Annotated in this window: 12 protein-coding genes; 4 read left to right on the top strand and 8 right to left on the bottom strand. The window is 56.3% G+C overall.

The window, feature by feature from the left end; all coding sequences use genetic code 11:
- Nucleotides 1–878 precede the first annotated feature (878 nt).
- Both AC2FJB_RS16685 and AC2FJB_RS16690 read left to right on the top strand, forming a co-directional pair.
- On the top strand, nt 879–2,495 hold the full coding sequence (locus tag AC2FJB_RS16685; RefSeq protein WP_496719707.1) for an arylsulfatase: 1,617 nt from the start codon (nt 879–881) through the stop codon (nt 2,493–2,495).
- 75 nt (nt 2,496–2,570) lie between these two features.
- Nucleotides 2,571–3,416, top strand: a complete 846-nt coding sequence (locus AC2FJB_RS16690; protein ID WP_496719705.1) for a hypothetical protein — start codon at nt 2,571–2,573, stop codon at nt 3,414–3,416.
- Between the two features lie 246 nt (nt 3,417–3,662).
- Here the strand turns inward: AC2FJB_RS16690 and recA are convergent, their stop codons facing one another.
- Complete coding sequence (gene recA, locus AC2FJB_RS16695; RefSeq protein WP_117868914.1) at nt 3,663–4,730, bottom strand: recombinase RecA; 1,068 nt, start codon at nt 4,728–4,730, stop codon at nt 3,663–3,665.
- Between the two features lie 192 nt (nt 4,731–4,922).
- Between recA and AC2FJB_RS16700 the strand changes: the two genes are divergently transcribed.
- Entirely contained in the window at nt 4,923–5,516 is a 594-nt protein-coding gene (locus tag AC2FJB_RS16700) for a gamma-glutamyl kinase (protein ID WP_496719703.1), read from the top strand.
- A 5-nt stretch (nt 5,517–5,521) separates the two neighbouring features.
- Here AC2FJB_RS16700 and AC2FJB_RS16705 read toward each other — a convergent pair whose 3' ends face one another.
- From AC2FJB_RS16705 to guaB, 3 genes are all read right to left on the bottom strand, one after another.
- A complete protein-coding gene (locus AC2FJB_RS16705; protein WP_496719701.1) occupies nt 5,522–7,813 on the bottom strand; it encodes an ATP-binding protein in 2,292 nt (763 codons plus the stop codon).
- Nucleotides 7,814–7,922: 109 nt separating this feature from the next.
- Nucleotides 7,923–9,080, bottom strand: a complete 1,158-nt coding sequence (locus AC2FJB_RS16710) for an RsmB/NOP family class I SAM-dependent RNA methyltransferase (RefSeq protein WP_496719719.1) — start codon at nt 9,078–9,080, stop codon at nt 7,923–7,925.
- A 93-nt stretch (nt 9,081–9,173) separates the two neighbouring features.
- The gene (gene guaB / locus AC2FJB_RS16715; RefSeq protein WP_117868911.1) at nt 9,174–10,622 is read right to left on the bottom strand and encodes an IMP dehydrogenase; all 1,449 of its coding nucleotides are present in this window, start codon (nt 10,620–10,622) and stop codon (nt 9,174–9,176) included.
- A gap of 218 nt (nt 10,623–10,840) precedes the next feature.
- Here guaB and AC2FJB_RS16720 point away from each other — a divergent pair, with 218 nt between their 5' ends.
- A complete protein-coding gene (locus AC2FJB_RS16720) occupies nt 10,841–12,886 on the top strand; it encodes an ASKHA domain-containing protein (RefSeq protein ID WP_496719716.1) in 2,046 nt (681 codons plus the stop codon).
- Between the two features lie 52 nt (nt 12,887–12,938).
- Here AC2FJB_RS16720 and AC2FJB_RS16725 read toward each other — a convergent pair whose 3' ends face one another.
- Genes AC2FJB_RS16725 through AC2FJB_RS16740 form a run of 4 tightly spaced genes read right to left on the bottom strand, consistent with a single transcriptional unit; the run spans nt 12,939 to nt 15,562 of the window.
- Complete coding sequence (locus AC2FJB_RS16725; RefSeq protein ID WP_496719699.1) at nt 12,939–14,045, bottom strand: alpha-hydroxy acid oxidase; 1,107 nt, start codon at nt 14,043–14,045, stop codon at nt 12,939–12,941.
- Nucleotides 14,045–14,599, bottom strand: coding sequence for a sulfopyruvate decarboxylase subunit beta (comE, locus tag AC2FJB_RS16730; RefSeq protein WP_171228302.1), 555 nt, complete (start codon nt 14,597–14,599; stop codon nt 14,045–14,047). The genes AC2FJB_RS16725 and comE overlap by 1 nt, the downstream gene beginning before the upstream one ends.
- Nucleotides 14,596–15,102, bottom strand: a complete 507-nt coding sequence (gene comD, locus AC2FJB_RS16735) for a sulfopyruvate decarboxylase subunit alpha (RefSeq protein WP_117868908.1) — start codon at nt 15,100–15,102, stop codon at nt 14,596–14,598. Before comD ends, comE begins: the two co-directional genes overlap by 4 nt.
- Before the next feature lie 49 nt (nt 15,103–15,151).
- Nucleotides 15,152–15,562 carry a universal stress protein gene (locus tag AC2FJB_RS16740; RefSeq protein ID WP_496719696.1) on the bottom strand — a complete coding sequence of 137 codons (411 nt, stop codon included), beginning with the start codon at nt 15,560–15,562 and terminating at the stop codon, nt 15,152–15,154.
- Nucleotides 15,563–15,575 lie beyond the last annotated feature (13 nt).

A 15,575-nucleotide genomic window follows, 5' to 3' on the forward strand; every position in this document is an offset into this window, starting at 1 on the left:
TTAGATTTTGCCCAGATGGCCCAGTTCGCAGTTCGGGCGGGAACACATCCGGTGGACATGTATCACGCTCGGGCACGAACTAAGGTCATCGGATTTGAGCGTGGCTTGGCAACCTCGGGCCGCAGAAGTCTGTGGTACTACAAGCAGTACTAAAATCCGGTCATGGTTATGAAGCTGGTGGACATCTTGAGGTTTGCGCATAACTACACCGACATCATGGTAAAAGAACACAAGAGCCCCGCTATGAAGCTCGGTATTGCAAAGGGCTTTGTCTATAATCGGGATCTCTTCAGTTTCTAATTTGGTCAAGCGCAAAGCCGTTGTTTACTTTAGCATTTGAGCGGTCGAAAATTTTCGTACCAATATCTCTCTCCGCTTTCTGTAGTAGTCGGCCCAGTTCTTTCTCCTCCACGTTTGACGAAGTCTATTTCCGGGTTCGTACAAGAGGAAATTTTGACAAATTCTAGAATTGAAATATCATAACTTGAGTTATTGGTTCTCTGCCGCTTTCCACTGACAACGTTCGGTGAATATGAGGCGGTCAAACTCATTTGCGGGAAAAACAAGCCCTATTCGTGGGCTAGATCGATCAAATAAGTGGATCTTTGGTTTGGACTTTAAAACGACGCAAGAAGTTCCTGATAACGATCTCCAGGATCATCTAAAGGCAGTCGAAGCATCGTCTAGTTTTTTTGGGTGATTAAACGGCGCTTCGAAAGTCTGATCTACCCAAAAGAATAGGAAGCTATTCGGAATAGCCCAAGGAGCGTTGTGTCCTGCACGGTATATGGACCGCTAAAAGGGCGCAATTTCTTAACTTTGATTCTTTTCCCGAAGAGGAGACAAACATAATTAAACGTCACCAAGTTGCCACGCCTTTGGCTGCTTTCTTTTGTACCTTTGCGATCTCCGCAACGGCTCAGGATTTCGATCCGACATCGCTATCGACCTACGGCAGCAAGCCCAACATCATTCTGATCGTATCAGATGATACCGGGTATTGGGATCTTGGCGCATATCATGGTGGCGCAGCGCGTGGCATGGACACCCCCAACCTTGATCAAATGGCCAAGCAGGGGATGATGTTCACGGACTTCTACGCTCAATCCTCTTGCACGCCGGGGCGTGCAGCAATGCAGACTGGGCGTTACCCGAACCGCTCGGGCATGACGACGGTCGCTTTTCAGGGGCAAGGTGGTGGGTTGCCGGCGGCAGAATGGACGATTGCGTCTGTTTTGAAGCAGGCTGAATACAACACTTACTTCATGGGTAAGTGGCATCTCGGTGAAGCAGATTACGCCATGCCAATTGCCCATGGCTACGACAAGATGGAGAACACATTTCTCTATCACCTGAACGCGTACACATATGCTCTGGACGACTGGAATGTGCAGATGTCCGATGATCAGCGGGCATTTTACAAAGAGAACACCACTGGCGTCTTCGAAGGTGTAGCTGGAGAACCCGCCAAAGAAGTGCTGACCATTGAAGACATGACAACCGCTGATCTGGCTGCGCTGGACAAGATCGGTGCAGAAAAGGCGGTGGCGGAACTGGAGCGTCTTGCTGGCCTGGACCAGCCGTTCTTCATGTCTATCAACTGGGCTGCGAACCACCAGCCTAACCTGCCGTCGCCTGATTTTGTGGGCAAGTCGGCGGTAAAGAACAAGTATGGCGACAAGGTGGTCGAGCTTGACTTTCACACTGGTCAAATCCTCGACAAGGTGGAAGATCTCGGAATTGGGGAAAACACCCTGATCATTTACACTGTCGATAATGGCGCGTGGCAGGACGTGCATCCTGATGCCGGCATGACACCGTTTCTCGGCACTAAGGGAACTGACCGGGAAGGAGCGTACCGCGTACCGTTCTTCGCCAAATGGACAGGGAAAATTGCGCCGGATTCGAAGTCGAGCGACATTACCGGTGGTACTGACTTGATGGCCACTTTTGCGAGCCTTGCTGGAGTGCCACTGCCAACCGAAGACCGGGAAGGTCAGCCCACAATCTTTGACAGCATCGACATGGCACCGGTTCTGTTCGGAGAGGCTGATCCGCAGCGATACTCTTGGGCGTACTTCACCGAAAACGAGCTCACACCAGGTGCCATACGTGTTAACGAATGGAAGGCTGTCTTCAACATGCGTGGCGACAACGGCGCGCGGGCCGGCTCCGAATCCCCGGCGGCCGAACTAGGATGGCGTGGTGCAGAGAAATACATCGCAACTGTGCCGCAGGTGTTCAACCTGTGGGAGGATCCGATGGAGCGCTATGACATCTTCATGACTACCGGGCGTGAGAACACCTGGACGTTGCCGACACTGGCCGGTGAGCTTGATCGACTGGTAAAAACCTACATCGAATTCCCGCCGCGCCCTGTACAGAGCGAATCCTACGCAGGTCCGATCACGCTCACTGGTTACCAGCGTTTCCAGAACATCCGGGACCAGCTGGAAAAAGACGGGTTCTCGCTGAGCCTTCCAACCGGGAATTGATGCAAATGGTTGGGGCGTCGCCATGCGACGCCTCGACACTTCGATGACGCAGTCGATGGGTCAAGGAGTAGCAAGGTGCAGACCAATCTGAAGGTTTCAGGTACAAATGTAACTTCGACCCGGAATTTCCTTGCCAGGTTCTTCTTTAGCCTTTTCGTCTTTCTGGGAGTATCTACTGCAACAGGTAATCCTGTGGTTGCACAGGAGAACGACGCGGCCTCAGCAGCAGCTCAGGCGAATAATCCGCTGGCAAATTTCAAAGCGGTCAACGTTCAGAACTATTATATTGGCGATATTTCCGGAACGGACCAAACTGGCAATCAGTTTTGGCTCAGGTATGCGCAACCTATGAGCTTGGGGAACACAAATTGGGTTCTGCGGGCCTCTTTGCCTTTAAATTCATTCCCGGCACAAAGTGGGAAAACGACGGGCGTTGGTGACCTCAACGTTTTTGCCGCTTACCTTATAGATATTGGAAATCCGGCTGTTAGCTTTGGTGTTGGTCCTCAATTAACCGCGCCAACAGGTTCGACAGATGGGTCTGGATCTAAAAAATGGTCAGCCGGTATCGCGAACGTATTGTTCAACGCGTCGTCACCGATATTCCAATACGGTTACCTTCTGACTTGGCAAGCCAGTTTTGCCGGAGACAGTGAAGCAAAGGATGTAAATATCGGAGCTTTTCAACCTTTTCTGTTCTACCAACTCGGTGGAGGGACATACCTAAGGTCAGCGCCAATAATGACCTACGATTTTGAATCGGACAGCTACAATGTGCCAATCGGCTTGGGTATAGGGCAAGTGTTCAAAAAGAAGGACATCACCTACAACGTCTTTGTCGAACCGCAGTACTCAGTTGCGAGCAAAGGGCCAGGACAGGCAAAATGGCAGATCTTTGCTGGCTTCAATACTCAATTTTGAAGGTAATGCCTTTTTCCAACTACCTCCATGTCGGCCGCTCTCGCGTTGTGAGGTCTTTCGCTGCACCAAAATCCAATGCCTGTTAGTTGGTGTCAATTTTCCATCGTCTCAATCGGAGCAAAAAAAAGAGGCTGAACTCTCAGCCTCTTCCAAGATTTACCTATAGGGCCTTGGCCCGACGGGCCGCCTCTTTTGTCGTCTTCTCAATCCAAAACCGGAAACAACTCAGCCTCCGGTCAGCGGCTGTTAGGCTTCGAGGATGTCATCATCCTCGGCGGCACTCGGCGGCATGTCAAAGTCCAGCCCATGAGCCGCACGAATCTTGTCTTCGATGTCCAACGCTATGCGGCTGTTGTCACGCAGGTATTGTTTAGCGTTCTCACGACCCTGCCCGATCCTCTCGTCACCGTAGCTGAACCACGATCCAGACTTTTCGACCACACCGGCTTTGACACCCAGATCCAGAAGTTCGCCCATCTTGCTGATGCCTTCACCATACATGATGTCGAATTCCACCTGCTTGAAGGGTGGCGCAACCTTGTTCTTCACAACCTTGACGCGGGTCTGGTTGCCGACGACTTCATCCCGGTCCTTGATCGCGCCGATGCGCCGGATGTCCAGACGGACCGAACTGTAGAACTTCAGTGCATTACCGCCAGTCGTTGTCTCGGGGCTGCCAAACATCACGCCGATTTTCATCCTGATCTGGTTGATGAAAATGACCATGCAGTTTGAGCGGCTGATCGAACCCGTCAGCTTCCGCATCGCCTGACTCATCAGACGGGCCTGTACGCCAACACTGCTGTCCCCCATGTCGCCTTCCAGTTCGGATTTCGGCGTCAGCGCCGCAACCGAATCGACCACGACCATGTTGACCGCACCAGAACGCACAAGCGTATCGGTGATTTCCAGCGCCTGCTCACCGGTATCGGGCTGCGAGATCAGAAGTTCGTCCAGATCAACGCCCAGCTTGCGGGCATATTGCGGATCCAGCGCGTGTTCGGCATCAACAAAGGCACAGACGCCGCCGCGTTTTTGTTGTTCCGCGATACAATGCAGCGTCAGAGTCGTCTTGCCCGAGCTCTCCGGGCCGTAAATCTCGACAATCCGCCCCATCGGCAGGCCGCCGATTCCCAACGCAATATCCAACCCGAGCGAGCCGGTCGAGCTCGCTTCGATATCCTGCGTGGCACCTTCGCCCAGCTTCATGATCGAGCCTTTGCCGAACTGCCGTTCGATTTGGGCCAGCGCACTGTCGAGCGCCTTTTGCTTGTCTGCGTTTTTCTTGTCGCTCATTGTCAGAAGATCCGCCATTATCCTGTCGCCTTCCCTTTTGTCACACCCTTGATCGGGCGGCAATCGCTGCTTTGTTCGCCTCTTGTTCCTTATGGGACCAAAAAGAGAACATTTCAATAAAAACTTACAGGATTTAGTCTTCTACAATTGTGTTAAAGAGTCGTTTACGACAATCTGCGCGCATGGCCGTGTGACAGTTGGAGCAATTAAATGCTTGTTTTCTTTGAGGAACGCCTTGCCTTCCTTGCCGTTCCTAAAACCGGCAGCACGGCGTATCACAAGGCGTTGCGCGATCGCGCTGACCTCGTCGTCACGCACCCGCCAGAGCTAAAGCACGCTCCGGTGCGCAGATATGATCGGTTTTTCCAGAATATTTTTCTGAAGATGTACGATACCGAGATGGAAATCATGGCTGTAGTTCGCGAACCCGTAGACTGGCTGGGTAGCTGGTATCGATTTCGCAGTCGCGCAGACCTGGCCGGCCACGCCCATTCAACCGGAGACATGAATTTTGACGCGTTCGTGCAGGCCTATATGACAAATCCGCGCCCAGATTTTGCCGATGTTGGCAGCCAAAGCCAGTTTTTCCGTACCCGCAGCAATGGTCGAGGCGCCATTCATATCTTCAAATATGAGCATCAGGGCAAAATTCTCGACTTCTTGCAAGCGCGTCTGAATGTACAAATCGACCTGCCACATGAGAATGTGTCACCATCGGGTGACCTGACACTGACGCCTGAGACTCTGCAGAGATTTCGAAGAAGGCACGCAGAGGAATTCGCGCTCCACGACGCAGCCTTGTAAGAAGATCAATTCAGCTGCTGAAAAACCGCCTCGGTCAACTGGTTAAGTGAAAACGGCTTGGGCAGGAAGGCCGAATTGGCGATTTCGGGCCCTGAATCCCCAAACGCGCCTTCGGTATAACCCGATACGAAGACCACACGGGCATCCGGGCGTGTTTCCCGAGCTTTGCGCACCCAGGTCGGCCCATCCATGCCGGGCATGACCACATCCGTTACAAATACATCAACGTTCAAAGTCGAATCCTCCAGATGGCGCAATGCTTCCTCGGCCGAATCCGCCTCCAACACGGTATAGCCTTTAAGCCGCAAGGCCCGGGTCGCGAAGGCGCGGACCGGAGCTTCGTCTTCAACCAGAAGTACCACGCCTTCTCCTTGGCGCGCACTTTGTGCTTCGGGTTGAGCCGGAGAGTCCTGCTCAGCTTCTGCCACCGTGGCACAAACCGGCAGGAATACCGTGAATTCGGTGCCTCGATCCACCGCGCTGTCTACAAAGATGAAACCGCCTGTCTGCTTGACGATGCCGTAGGCCGTCGAAATCCCGAGTCCCGTGCCCTCACCCGTGCGCTTTGTCGTGTAGAAGGGTTCGAAAACCTTTTGCAGTTTGTCGCAAGGTATCCCTACACCGCTGTCCACGACCCTGACCGTAACGTACTCCCCAGGCTTTACGGTTGCCCTGTCGCGACTGAGCGGTTGCGTCAGGTTCAACACCTCGGTCTCGATACGTATTTCGCCCCCGTCCGGCATGGCGTCGCGCGCGTTGACGACCAGGTTCATCAGCACCTGTTCCAACTGCCGTTTGTCCGCCCGAACCGGCTTTAATACTGGATCATGGCTGAGAGTCAGTTGAACTTTCTCGCCAACCAACCGGTTCAACAAGTGAATGAGGTCCGAGATCGTGTCCCGCAAATCCAGAACTTCGGGCCTGAGGGTCTGTTTGCGCGAGAATGCGAGAAGCTGGCTGACCAACGCAGCGGCCCGGTTGGCGTTCTGATTGATCTGCACCAGATCCCCGTAGTCCGGGTCATTCTGATCGTGGCGCAACAATAGCAGATCGCAGTGCCCGGAAATGGCCGTCAGCAGGTTGTTGAAATCATGTGCAACCCCGCCAGCCAGCTGGCCCACAGCTTGCATTTTCTGCCCTTGAACGAATTGAGCTTCCAGAGTTTTCAACTCGGTCGCATCATTCAGAACCGCAATCAGAGAAATCTTGCCATCAACAACAACACGGCTCAACGTGACCTGCACAAAGATCTCTTTGTCTTTTCTGGTCAGCTGAAGAAACTCAGAACGTTGGGCTTCTTCTTCCGAGGCTGTGCGCGCAAGCCAGTCCAGAATGGGGCGCCCCAGGCCCCTCATGATATAAGTGATATTGGTGCCTTCGAGGTTTTCGTTTCCCAGCAGCTTATTCGCCAACCTGTTGGCATTCAGAATGGCCCCCTCGGGAGAAAGAGTAAGAACCGGAACCGGAAGGTCTGCAAAAGACGTACTGGCCCCAGGTGCCGGAGTCTGGATGAGCGGCACCAAACCAAGGCTTCGCTCTTTGCTGGTACGGGAAAGTTCAGTCACAGCAACCTGAATCATCCCGTCCAGTGACTTGATTATGTTCGAAGCTCCGATCTGTGGGTCAGCATCACAGAAGATGTCGCGAACACCACCGGGACGGGACCCAAGCAACCTTTTTGCCGCCGGATTTGGACACACCACATCATTCGCGCATCCTATTGTCAGAACCGGCAAATTGATCGACTGCCAGCTTCCATGGTCTGACTGGTGAAACCGCCAGCAAAAAATGTCGGGGGCCAATTGAAGCACAGTTACACTGTTCGTGTTTCCCCTGATCCAGTAGTCTTCCTTAGCCCGCCCGAGTGATCGGGCCTGAGATTGCAACCTCAACAAAACCACCTGAGGGTTTGGGAAAGTTGATCCGAGGCAGCATGCAAGGCTGGCTCCTTTTGCCGCCCCAAACTGGTTTCGTGCTGGTGTGTTGGACGCCAGAATGTCGCCATAGGCATTGGCGATCAGGAAAGGTGATTCTTCCTGTTCTACAAAGGCGGCCATTACGGCAGTGGCTTGTTGCGCTTGCCTGGCAGCAACCTGACCCTTGATCACGACGCACAACGTTACGAACAGAACGGACATTCCCGCGACCATCATGCCCATGGTCCAATCCGGTGGCAGCAGCCCGACCACAGGTGCGAAACTGATCAATAATGCCAACCCCACCAACGACCAAAGACGAGAGGCAGAGGGCGTTTGGACAAGGGAAGGGTCACTGAAAAATTCTGCTGTGTCAGACATAAACGGCTCGGGCGCAAAGTTATCGGCTATAACGGCCAAAATTGGTTAATACCCGCTTAACGGTGTTCGAAATGCGGCCGTCTACCCTAGGTTGTTATTTCCCGAAAACTTAGCGCGTCAAGTGCGACGTGAAGAACCCATCAGATTCGTGTGTTACGTGCCACGCCTTCCGGTAGGTTTCTCTCCACCCGGAATGGCGTTCCAGAAAATCGGCTATGATCGAACCGTTTTCGTCCATCAGAACCGAACAAGTTGCGTAAGCCAACAGGCCGCCCGGTCGCACCAAAGGCGCTATGTCAGATAAAACACGAGCCTGAATGATCGTGAGTTCCCGCAGCCGTTCCTCGGTCAACGCCCATTTCCCGGCTGGTGCCCGTCGCCAGGATCCGCTGCCAGAGCACGGTGCATCCACCAAAACCACATCAAACGGATCAAGACCCGAAAGTGCAGCGGTGTTCAGGGTGGTTATCTTTGCTCCTGCTCGCTCTGCCCGGGTCGGGATGTCTTTCATTCGGCCAGGATTCACATCATGCGCGAACACCTCAACGCCCTCGTGTGCTGCCAGAGCCAGCGCCTTGCCACCGCCACCCGCGCAATAATCCAGAACACGCATTCCCGGCCGCAGATCCAGCGAGGTCACAACAGCCTGACTTGCGGCGTCCTGAAGCTCGATCAGGCCCCGGGCATAAGCCTGGCTTTGGGCAATGCGCCGGCCCCCTTCTGTCACTTCAAGGGCAGTGCGGCAAATCTGAACCGGATGGGCGACAATACCCTCGGACTTCAAGGCTTCGATGGCATCGTTCAGATCGGTTTTATGGAAGTTGACCCGCAAATGAACGGGTGCCCGGTTCTGCAAAGACATTGCACAAGGAACCAAAGCGTCGTTCAGAGAGGCAGCAAACCGAGGCCAAAGCCACTCCGGAATGTCATATTTCTCGGCTTCGGACGCGAAATCCCGCGCCGTTTCCGTTTCCTGAACCGGCATCGGAGCGTGACGATTGCCGGTGAACAACTCGGCCAGATCACCGCCTGACGCACGCGTCGCACCGATCATCAAACCGCGTCCGGTATCGGACCCTCCCAACGCTGCGTACGAGCGCTGGCGTCGCAACGCGTCGAATACGTGATCGCGAATGGCCGCTCGATCCTTGGATCCGGCAAAGCGACTGCGCCGCGCCCAGCCTGTCAGAGCTTTTTCCACCGGTGCGCCAGACAGGATGTCATCTAGAATTTCAATCGAGGCCTGAACTCGGGCAGCGGGCGTCATCGCGAAATACCTCGGCAGAAACAGGCCTAGATGGGCCGATCCAATTGGCAGCACAGCACCCGGTCGTGGGTGCCGTGTATCTTGTTCAATGATTTACATTACCCGGTAGTTCGGGCTCTCACGTGTAATCTGTACATCATGCACGTGGCTTTCTTTTAGACCCGCGCCCGTGATCTTCACGAAGTTGCAGTTCTTGCGCATCTCTTCAACAGTTGCGCAGCCCGTGTAACCCATCGCAGCACGCAAGCCGCCAACAAGCTGGTGGATCACGGCACTGGCAGAGCCTTTGTAGGGCACCTGCCCTTCGATGCCTTCGGGCACCAGTTTGTCATTGGCCGCGTCCTTCTGGAAATAGCGATCCGCGGATCCGCGCGCCATTGCGCCCAAACTGCCCATCCCGCGATAGGATTTGAACGAACGACCCTGATACAGGATCACCTCACCCGGGCTTTCGTCGGTGCCTGCAATCATCGACCCGACCATGGCACAGGATGCACCGGCTGCAATCGCCTTTGCAAAGTCACCCGAGAACTTGATGCCACCATCAGCAATGACCGGAACGTCACCCGCCGCTGCTGCACAATCGCCAATCGCCGTCAGCTGAGGAACACCAACGCCTGCCACCATCCGAGTGGTACAGATCGAGCCCGGACCAATACCCACCTTGATCGCGTCGGCGCCCGCATCGATCAACGCTTTGGTTGCCTCGCCGGTCGCAACGTTTCCGGCAATGATCTGAACCTCGTTCGACAGGGTTTTAACCCGCCTCACAGCGTCCAGCACGCCCTGAGAATGACCATGAGCGGTATCAACGACGATGATGTCGACACCCGAATCCACCAATTGCTCGGACCGTTCGAAACCGGCATCGCCGACCGACGTCGCGGCAGCAACCCGCAAGCGACCCAGACGGTCCTTGCACGCGGTTGGGTTCAAAACGGCCTGCTCTGTATCCTTCAGCGTCAGAAGACCAGTCAGCTTACCGCCACCATCCACAACCAGCAGCTTTTCGATCCGACGAGCCCGCATCAGGCTTTTGGCTTCTTCCAGATCGGCAGGTTCCTGCAGCATCGCCAGATTTTCCGAAGTCATCATCGCGTGCACCGGCGTATCGTCCGAATTTGCAAAGCGCATGTCGCGGTTGGTCAGAATACCCACCACGCGGCCCTGCTCGTCCACGACCGGAAAACCGGTGAAGTTATAGCGCTGCACCAGCGCGTTGGCGTCGGCCAATGTCTGGTCCACCCGCAACGTCACGGGATTATAGACAATACCGGATTCAAACCGTTTGACCCGGCGGACTTCGCGCGCCTGTTCATCCACCGAAAGGTTCTTGTGAACGACACCGATACCCCCCGCCTGTGCCATGGCAATGGCCATGCGCGCCTCGGTCACGGTGTCCATGGCCGAACTCAGCAGCGGGATGTTCATGGTGATTTCACGCGTCACACGCGTAGTGGTATCTGCCGTTGCCGGAAGCACAGAAGATGCGCCCGGAACCAGGAGAACGTCGTCAAAGGTGAGTGCCTCACGAATCTGCATTTGAATACCCCATGCAAAAGCCCGTTTGGCGGTGACCCTATTACATGGATTGAACCAAAGGGAAAGCCCTTGGGGGCAACTCTGTGGCTCTGGTTGCCGAAGCAGTCGAAGAAAACGACGCTCGTTATGCAGATCGTGCCGCTGATAGCCCTTTCCCTTTGCGCTCAAACCCATATCTTGCCCGGAACACGCGCGAATATGAAAAAGGTATGTCACTGATGACCACCGACCCTCTTGTCGTCTTCACCCCGTCCGGAAAACGTGGGCACTTCCCCGTCGGCACCCCTATTCTGACGGCAGCCCGTCAATTGGGGGTGGATCTGGATTCGGTCTGTGGAGGCCGCGGCATCTGTTCAAAGTGCCAGATCACACCCAGCTATGGCGAATTTCCCAAGCACGGCGTCACGGTGTCCGAGGGCGCGCTGAGCGCATGGAACGCGGTTGAACAGCGTTATGACGACAAGCGCGGTTTGAAACCGGGCCGCCGTCTGGGCTGCCAGGCCTCTGTTCAGGGCGACGTGGTGATCGACGTACCGCCGGAAAGCCAGGTGCATCGTCAGGTCGTTCGCAAGGCGGCCGCCGCACGCGCCATCACGATGGACCCGGCCACACGCCTTTATTTCGTTGTGGTGGAAGAGCCCGACATGCACTCGCCCACCGGCGATCTGGAACGGCTGGAGCGGGCGTTGCGCGAGCAGTGGGACATCGAAGCCGTCACGGCGGACCTGACGTTGATGTCCAAACTTCAACCGGTTCTGCGCAAGGGTAAATGGGAAGTCACCGTGGCGGTTCACAAAGGTCACAAGGACAGCGTGGCGCGTATCGTCGAAATCTGGCCCGGCCTGCATGAAGGCGGGCTGTATGGTCTGGCCATCGACCTTGGCTCGACCACAATCGCCGCGCATCTGACCGATCTGGAAACCGGCGAGGTCAAGGCTTCCTCTGGCCTCATGAATCCACAGATCCGCTTTGGTGAAGACCTGATGAGCCGCGTTTCGTATTCCATGATGAACCCCGGCGGCGATCGGGAAATGACCAAAGCAGTGCGCGAGGCGATCAACGACCTGGCCACATCGATTGCCGAAGAGGCAGGCATTGACACCTCTCTGATCGTGGAAACGGTGTTCGTCTGCAACCCGGTCATGCATCACTTGCTGCTGGGGCTGGACCCGGTGGAACTGGGTCAGGCGCCGTTTGCGCTGGCAACGTCGGAAAGCATGTCGCTGCCCGCGCGCGAGATGGATCTGACAACCATGAATCCACGCGCGCAGGTCTACATCCTGCCCTGTATCGCGGGCCATGTGGGCGCAGATTGCGCGGCCGTTGCCCTGTCCGAAGAACCCGGCAAGTCCGAAGATCTGGTTCTGATCGTCGACGTGGGCACCAACGCCGAAATCCTGCTGGGCAATACCAGCCGCGTACTCGCCTGTTCTTCGCCCACCGGGCCTGCCTTCGAAGGCGCTCAGATCAGTTCTGGCCAGCGCGCTGCGCCCGGCGCAATCGAGAGAATCGAGATCGACCCTGTCACCAAGGAACCCCGGTTCCGCGTCATCGGGTCCGAGAAGTGGTCTGACGAAGATGGCTTTGATCAGGAGATCGCCACAACCGGGATCACGGGCATCTGCGGATCCGGAATCATCGAGGCAGTGGCCGAGATGCGTATCGCTGGCCTGCTGGACGAAAGTGGTCTGATCGGATCGGCGGAACAGACCGGTACAGCCCGCTGCGTGCCTGAAGGTCGCACACACGCCTATCTGATCCACGACGCCAGCGCCGAAGGTGGCCCCCGCATCACGGTCACGCAGGGTGACATCCGTGCTATCCAGCTTGCGAAATCTGCCTTGTACGCAGGTGCACGCCTGCTGATGGACGAAATGAATGTCGAAAAGGTGGATCGCGTGGTTCTGGCCGGTGCGTTCGGCGCGCATATCTCGACCAAACACGCCATGGTGCTGGGAATGATACCAGATGCACCGCTGGAGAAAGTCTCGAGCGCGGGCAACGCCGCAGGTACCGGCGCGCGGATTGCACTGTGCAATATCGGATCGCGCGCCGAGATCGAACGCGTCGTGCGCGAGATCACCAAGATCGAAACCGCCATCGAGCCGAAGTTTCAGGATCATTTCGTGGCCGCCAATGCGATCCCGCACAAGACCGACCCGTTCCCGGAACTGGCCCAGGTTGTCACACTGCCCAATCCAAGCTTCAACACCGGCGGCGAGACCGAAGCAGGTGGCGGACGTCGTCGCAGGCGCCGCGGTTAAACCGACAGTTCAGTGACCCGTGGGAAACCTCGGGTCATTGTCCTCACCCATATCAGGCGTTGCGTCGGACCTCGTCCAGCGACGTGACGCCTAGTTGGGCCATGGCGATGCTCATTTCTTCGCTGAGTACCGACCATAGCTGTTCAAGGCCCGCTTCGCCTTCGGCCGCTATTGCAAATTGAAGGATGCGACCGAAAAAGGCAAAGTCCGCCCCGCTAGAAAGTGCCTTGAGAACGTCTTCACCAGAACGTAGCCCACTGTCGTAGAAAAGCGGGAAATCCGGACCGACGGCCTTGCGGATCTCGGGCAGAACCGTGATCGGCGCGGGCGCACTTTCCAACTGGCGTGCACCATGGCTTGAGACCTGAATGGCGTCCACGCCTGCTGACTTGAGCCTTTGCGCGTCGCCTGCATCCAACACGCCTTTGACCACCAGCTTCCCGGCCCACTGATCGCGCAGGCGGGCCAATGTCTCCCACGTGGCCTTGGCGCGGCTTTCGGTCCGGTCGAAATCGTAGCCATCCATCAGGAAATTCGCCATTTCCGGCTTGCCTTTCAGCAGGACCGGCAAGGACCACCGAGGGTGCAAGGCAAAATCCATCACCTGCTTGGGACCCATTTTGAAGGGCATCTTGAACCCATGGCGCAGTTCGCGCGGGCGTCGGCCAACCTCGGGCACATCCACGGTCAGAACCAGTGTCTCGTACCCCGCTGCCTTGGCGCGATCGACAAGTTTGAACGTGCCGCTGCCATCGCCGCTGAAGTACAGCTGAAACCAGGCATGGCCTTCAGCTTCGACGATCAGATCCTCCATCGCGGTCGAGGCGACAGTCGAAACCCCGAGCGGCACTTCATGGCGTGCGGCGATGCGGGCCAGCATCAAGTCGGCACCCGGCGCGGACAAATTGCACATGCCCATCGGAGCGATACCGAACGGGCGTCTCGCGGGCCGGTCGAACAAGGAACTTGCAAGAGATCTTTCGCTAACGTCTCGCAAGATACGCGGGTGCAAGGTCATTGCATCCAAAGCGGACCGATTGCGACCGGCACCCACCTCGACCCCGGCCGCACCATCAATATAGTCGAACACCATCCACGGAAGACGCCGCCGCGCCAGGCGGCGGGCGTCCTCGGCGCTGTGGATGGCGCTTTCGCCCATCAGGCCTGAACGGCCTTCATGAATCGGTCGCGGATGACGACCGGATCCATCGTGATCGGCGGCATCTTGGCATTGCCGCTTTCGCACTTGCTGACGATGATGGTCATCTGTTTGGCATCCAGCGCCTCTTGCAGCACACGTCCGGTGTCTTCGGCGGCGCATTCGATCACGCGCTCACACCCGGCGGCCTCGGCCATCTTGGCCAGCGAGGTCTTCTGCCCCGCATAGGTCGGTTGATCCCCGGTGGAGCCGTAAGAGCCATTGTCAACAATCAGCAGGATATAGTTGTCAGCCACGTTGTTTGCGATGGTCGGCAGAGTGCCCAAATTGGTCAGGATCGAGCCATCCCCGTCGATCACGATCACCGGTTTCGGCTGCGACAGCGCCAGCCCCAGACCGATCGAGGACGCCAGCCCCATGGTGCCAAGCATGTAGAAGTTGGTTGGCTGGTCGTCGATGGCATGCAGTTCCTGGCTGGGGATGCCGATATTGCAGACCACCAGTTGATCCCGCAGGATCGGAGCGATTTCCTTCAGAATTTCAGAACGGATCATTGGTCGCCATAGCCTCCCCAGAAATTGGCGTCGGTCAGGATGGCGACCGGCTTGTTGCACATGAACGTGTATTTCAGGATCGCGTCGAGCTCCTCGACATCCGCCTGATGGTGGAAGTGGTAGGTCGGGATGTTCAACTGAGCCAACAGCGCCTTGGTGTGAACGGCCATCTCGACCTGGCAGGCAATGGGTTCGCGCAGCTCGCCCCGGTACGAGATCAGCATCGGCAGCGGCATCCGGTAATACTGGATCAGCGTCGCCAGCGTGTTGATCGTGACCCCGATCGCGGTGTTCTGCATGATGATCGCGGGTCGCTTGCCGCCCATCCACGCCCCGGCGCACAGGCCCATCCCTTCGTCTTCCTTGTTGGACGGGATGTGATAGATGCCATCACGCTCATCGATTTCCGCGATGACACCTGCCAATTGCTTGCACGGGACAGTGGTGACAAACGAGATATCGTTCGCCACCAGATCGTCGGTGATCTTTTTGTCTATGTTCATGATCCAGCTTTTGGTCCTGTTTGGGGCGCTAGACGCGCGATTGAGGAATTCAGGCCCTTCGGTGCACGTGCACGGCACAGGGGGCGTGGCGGACGACGCGCGAGGCGGTCGATCCCAGGAAGTAGTCGCTCAGGTCCGGCTTGTGCGAGCCGATTACGATACAGTCGACATTGTTGCTTCTGGCGTAGTCGATGATGGAGCGCGCGGTATGGCCTTTGACAATCTCGGACGCCACCCCATCAAGCCCTTCGACTTTTTGCAGCAATTGCAAACGGGCCCGTTCGAAGCCTTCAGCGACAACGGATTTGTCCAGATAGGCGCTGACCGATCCCTGAGGCATCTCGTAGACGTGCAGCGCAATTATTTCCGCGCCCTTACCTGACAAGGCCCGCGCGATTTCCAGCGTGTGTTGCGATATGCCGTGATCCAAAGCTAACGGGACCAGTATTTTAGTGTACATGAAGGTCTCCAGT

The sequence above is a fragment of the Ruegeria sp. CDSC085 genome (genome assembly GCF_059610465.1).

Bases quoted from the DNA above. Each gene is read 5' to 3' on its own strand.
- AC2FJB_RS16705 (WP_496719701.1), bottom strand. From the start codon at position 7,813: ATGTCTGACACAGCAGAATTTTTCAGTGACCCTTCCCTTGTCCAAACG.
- comE (WP_171228302.1), bottom strand. From the start codon at position 14,599: ATGATCCGTTCTGAAATTCTGAAGGAAATCGCTCCGATCCTGCGGGAT.
- AC2FJB_RS16725 (WP_496719699.1), bottom strand. From the start codon at position 14,045: ATGGGCGAAAGCGCCATCCACAGCGCCGAGGACGCCCGCCGCCTGGCG.
- AC2FJB_RS16740 (WP_496719696.1), bottom strand. From the start codon at position 15,562: ATGTACACTAAAATACTGGTCCCGTTAGCTTTGGATCACGGCATATCG.
- AC2FJB_RS16720 (WP_496719716.1), top strand. From the start codon at position 10,841: ATGACCACCGACCCTCTTGTCGTCTTCACCCCGTCCGGAAAACGTGGG.
- guaB (WP_117868911.1), bottom strand. From the start codon at position 10,622: ATGCAGATTCGTGAGGCACTCACCTTTGACGACGTTCTCCTGGTTCCG.
- AC2FJB_RS16710 (WP_496719719.1), bottom strand. From the start codon at position 9,080: ATGACGCCCGCTGCCCGAGTTCAGGCCTCGATTGAAATTCTAGATGAC.
- comD (WP_117868908.1), bottom strand. From the start codon at position 15,102: ATGAACATAGACAAAAAGATCACCGACGATCTGGTGGCGAACGATATC.
- AC2FJB_RS16700 (WP_496719703.1), top strand. From the start codon at position 4,923: ATGCTTGTTTTCTTTGAGGAACGCCTTGCCTTCCTTGCCGTTCCTAAA.
- recA (WP_117868914.1), bottom strand. From the start codon at position 4,730: ATGGCGGATCTTCTGACAATGAGCGACAAGAAAAACGCAGACAAGCAA.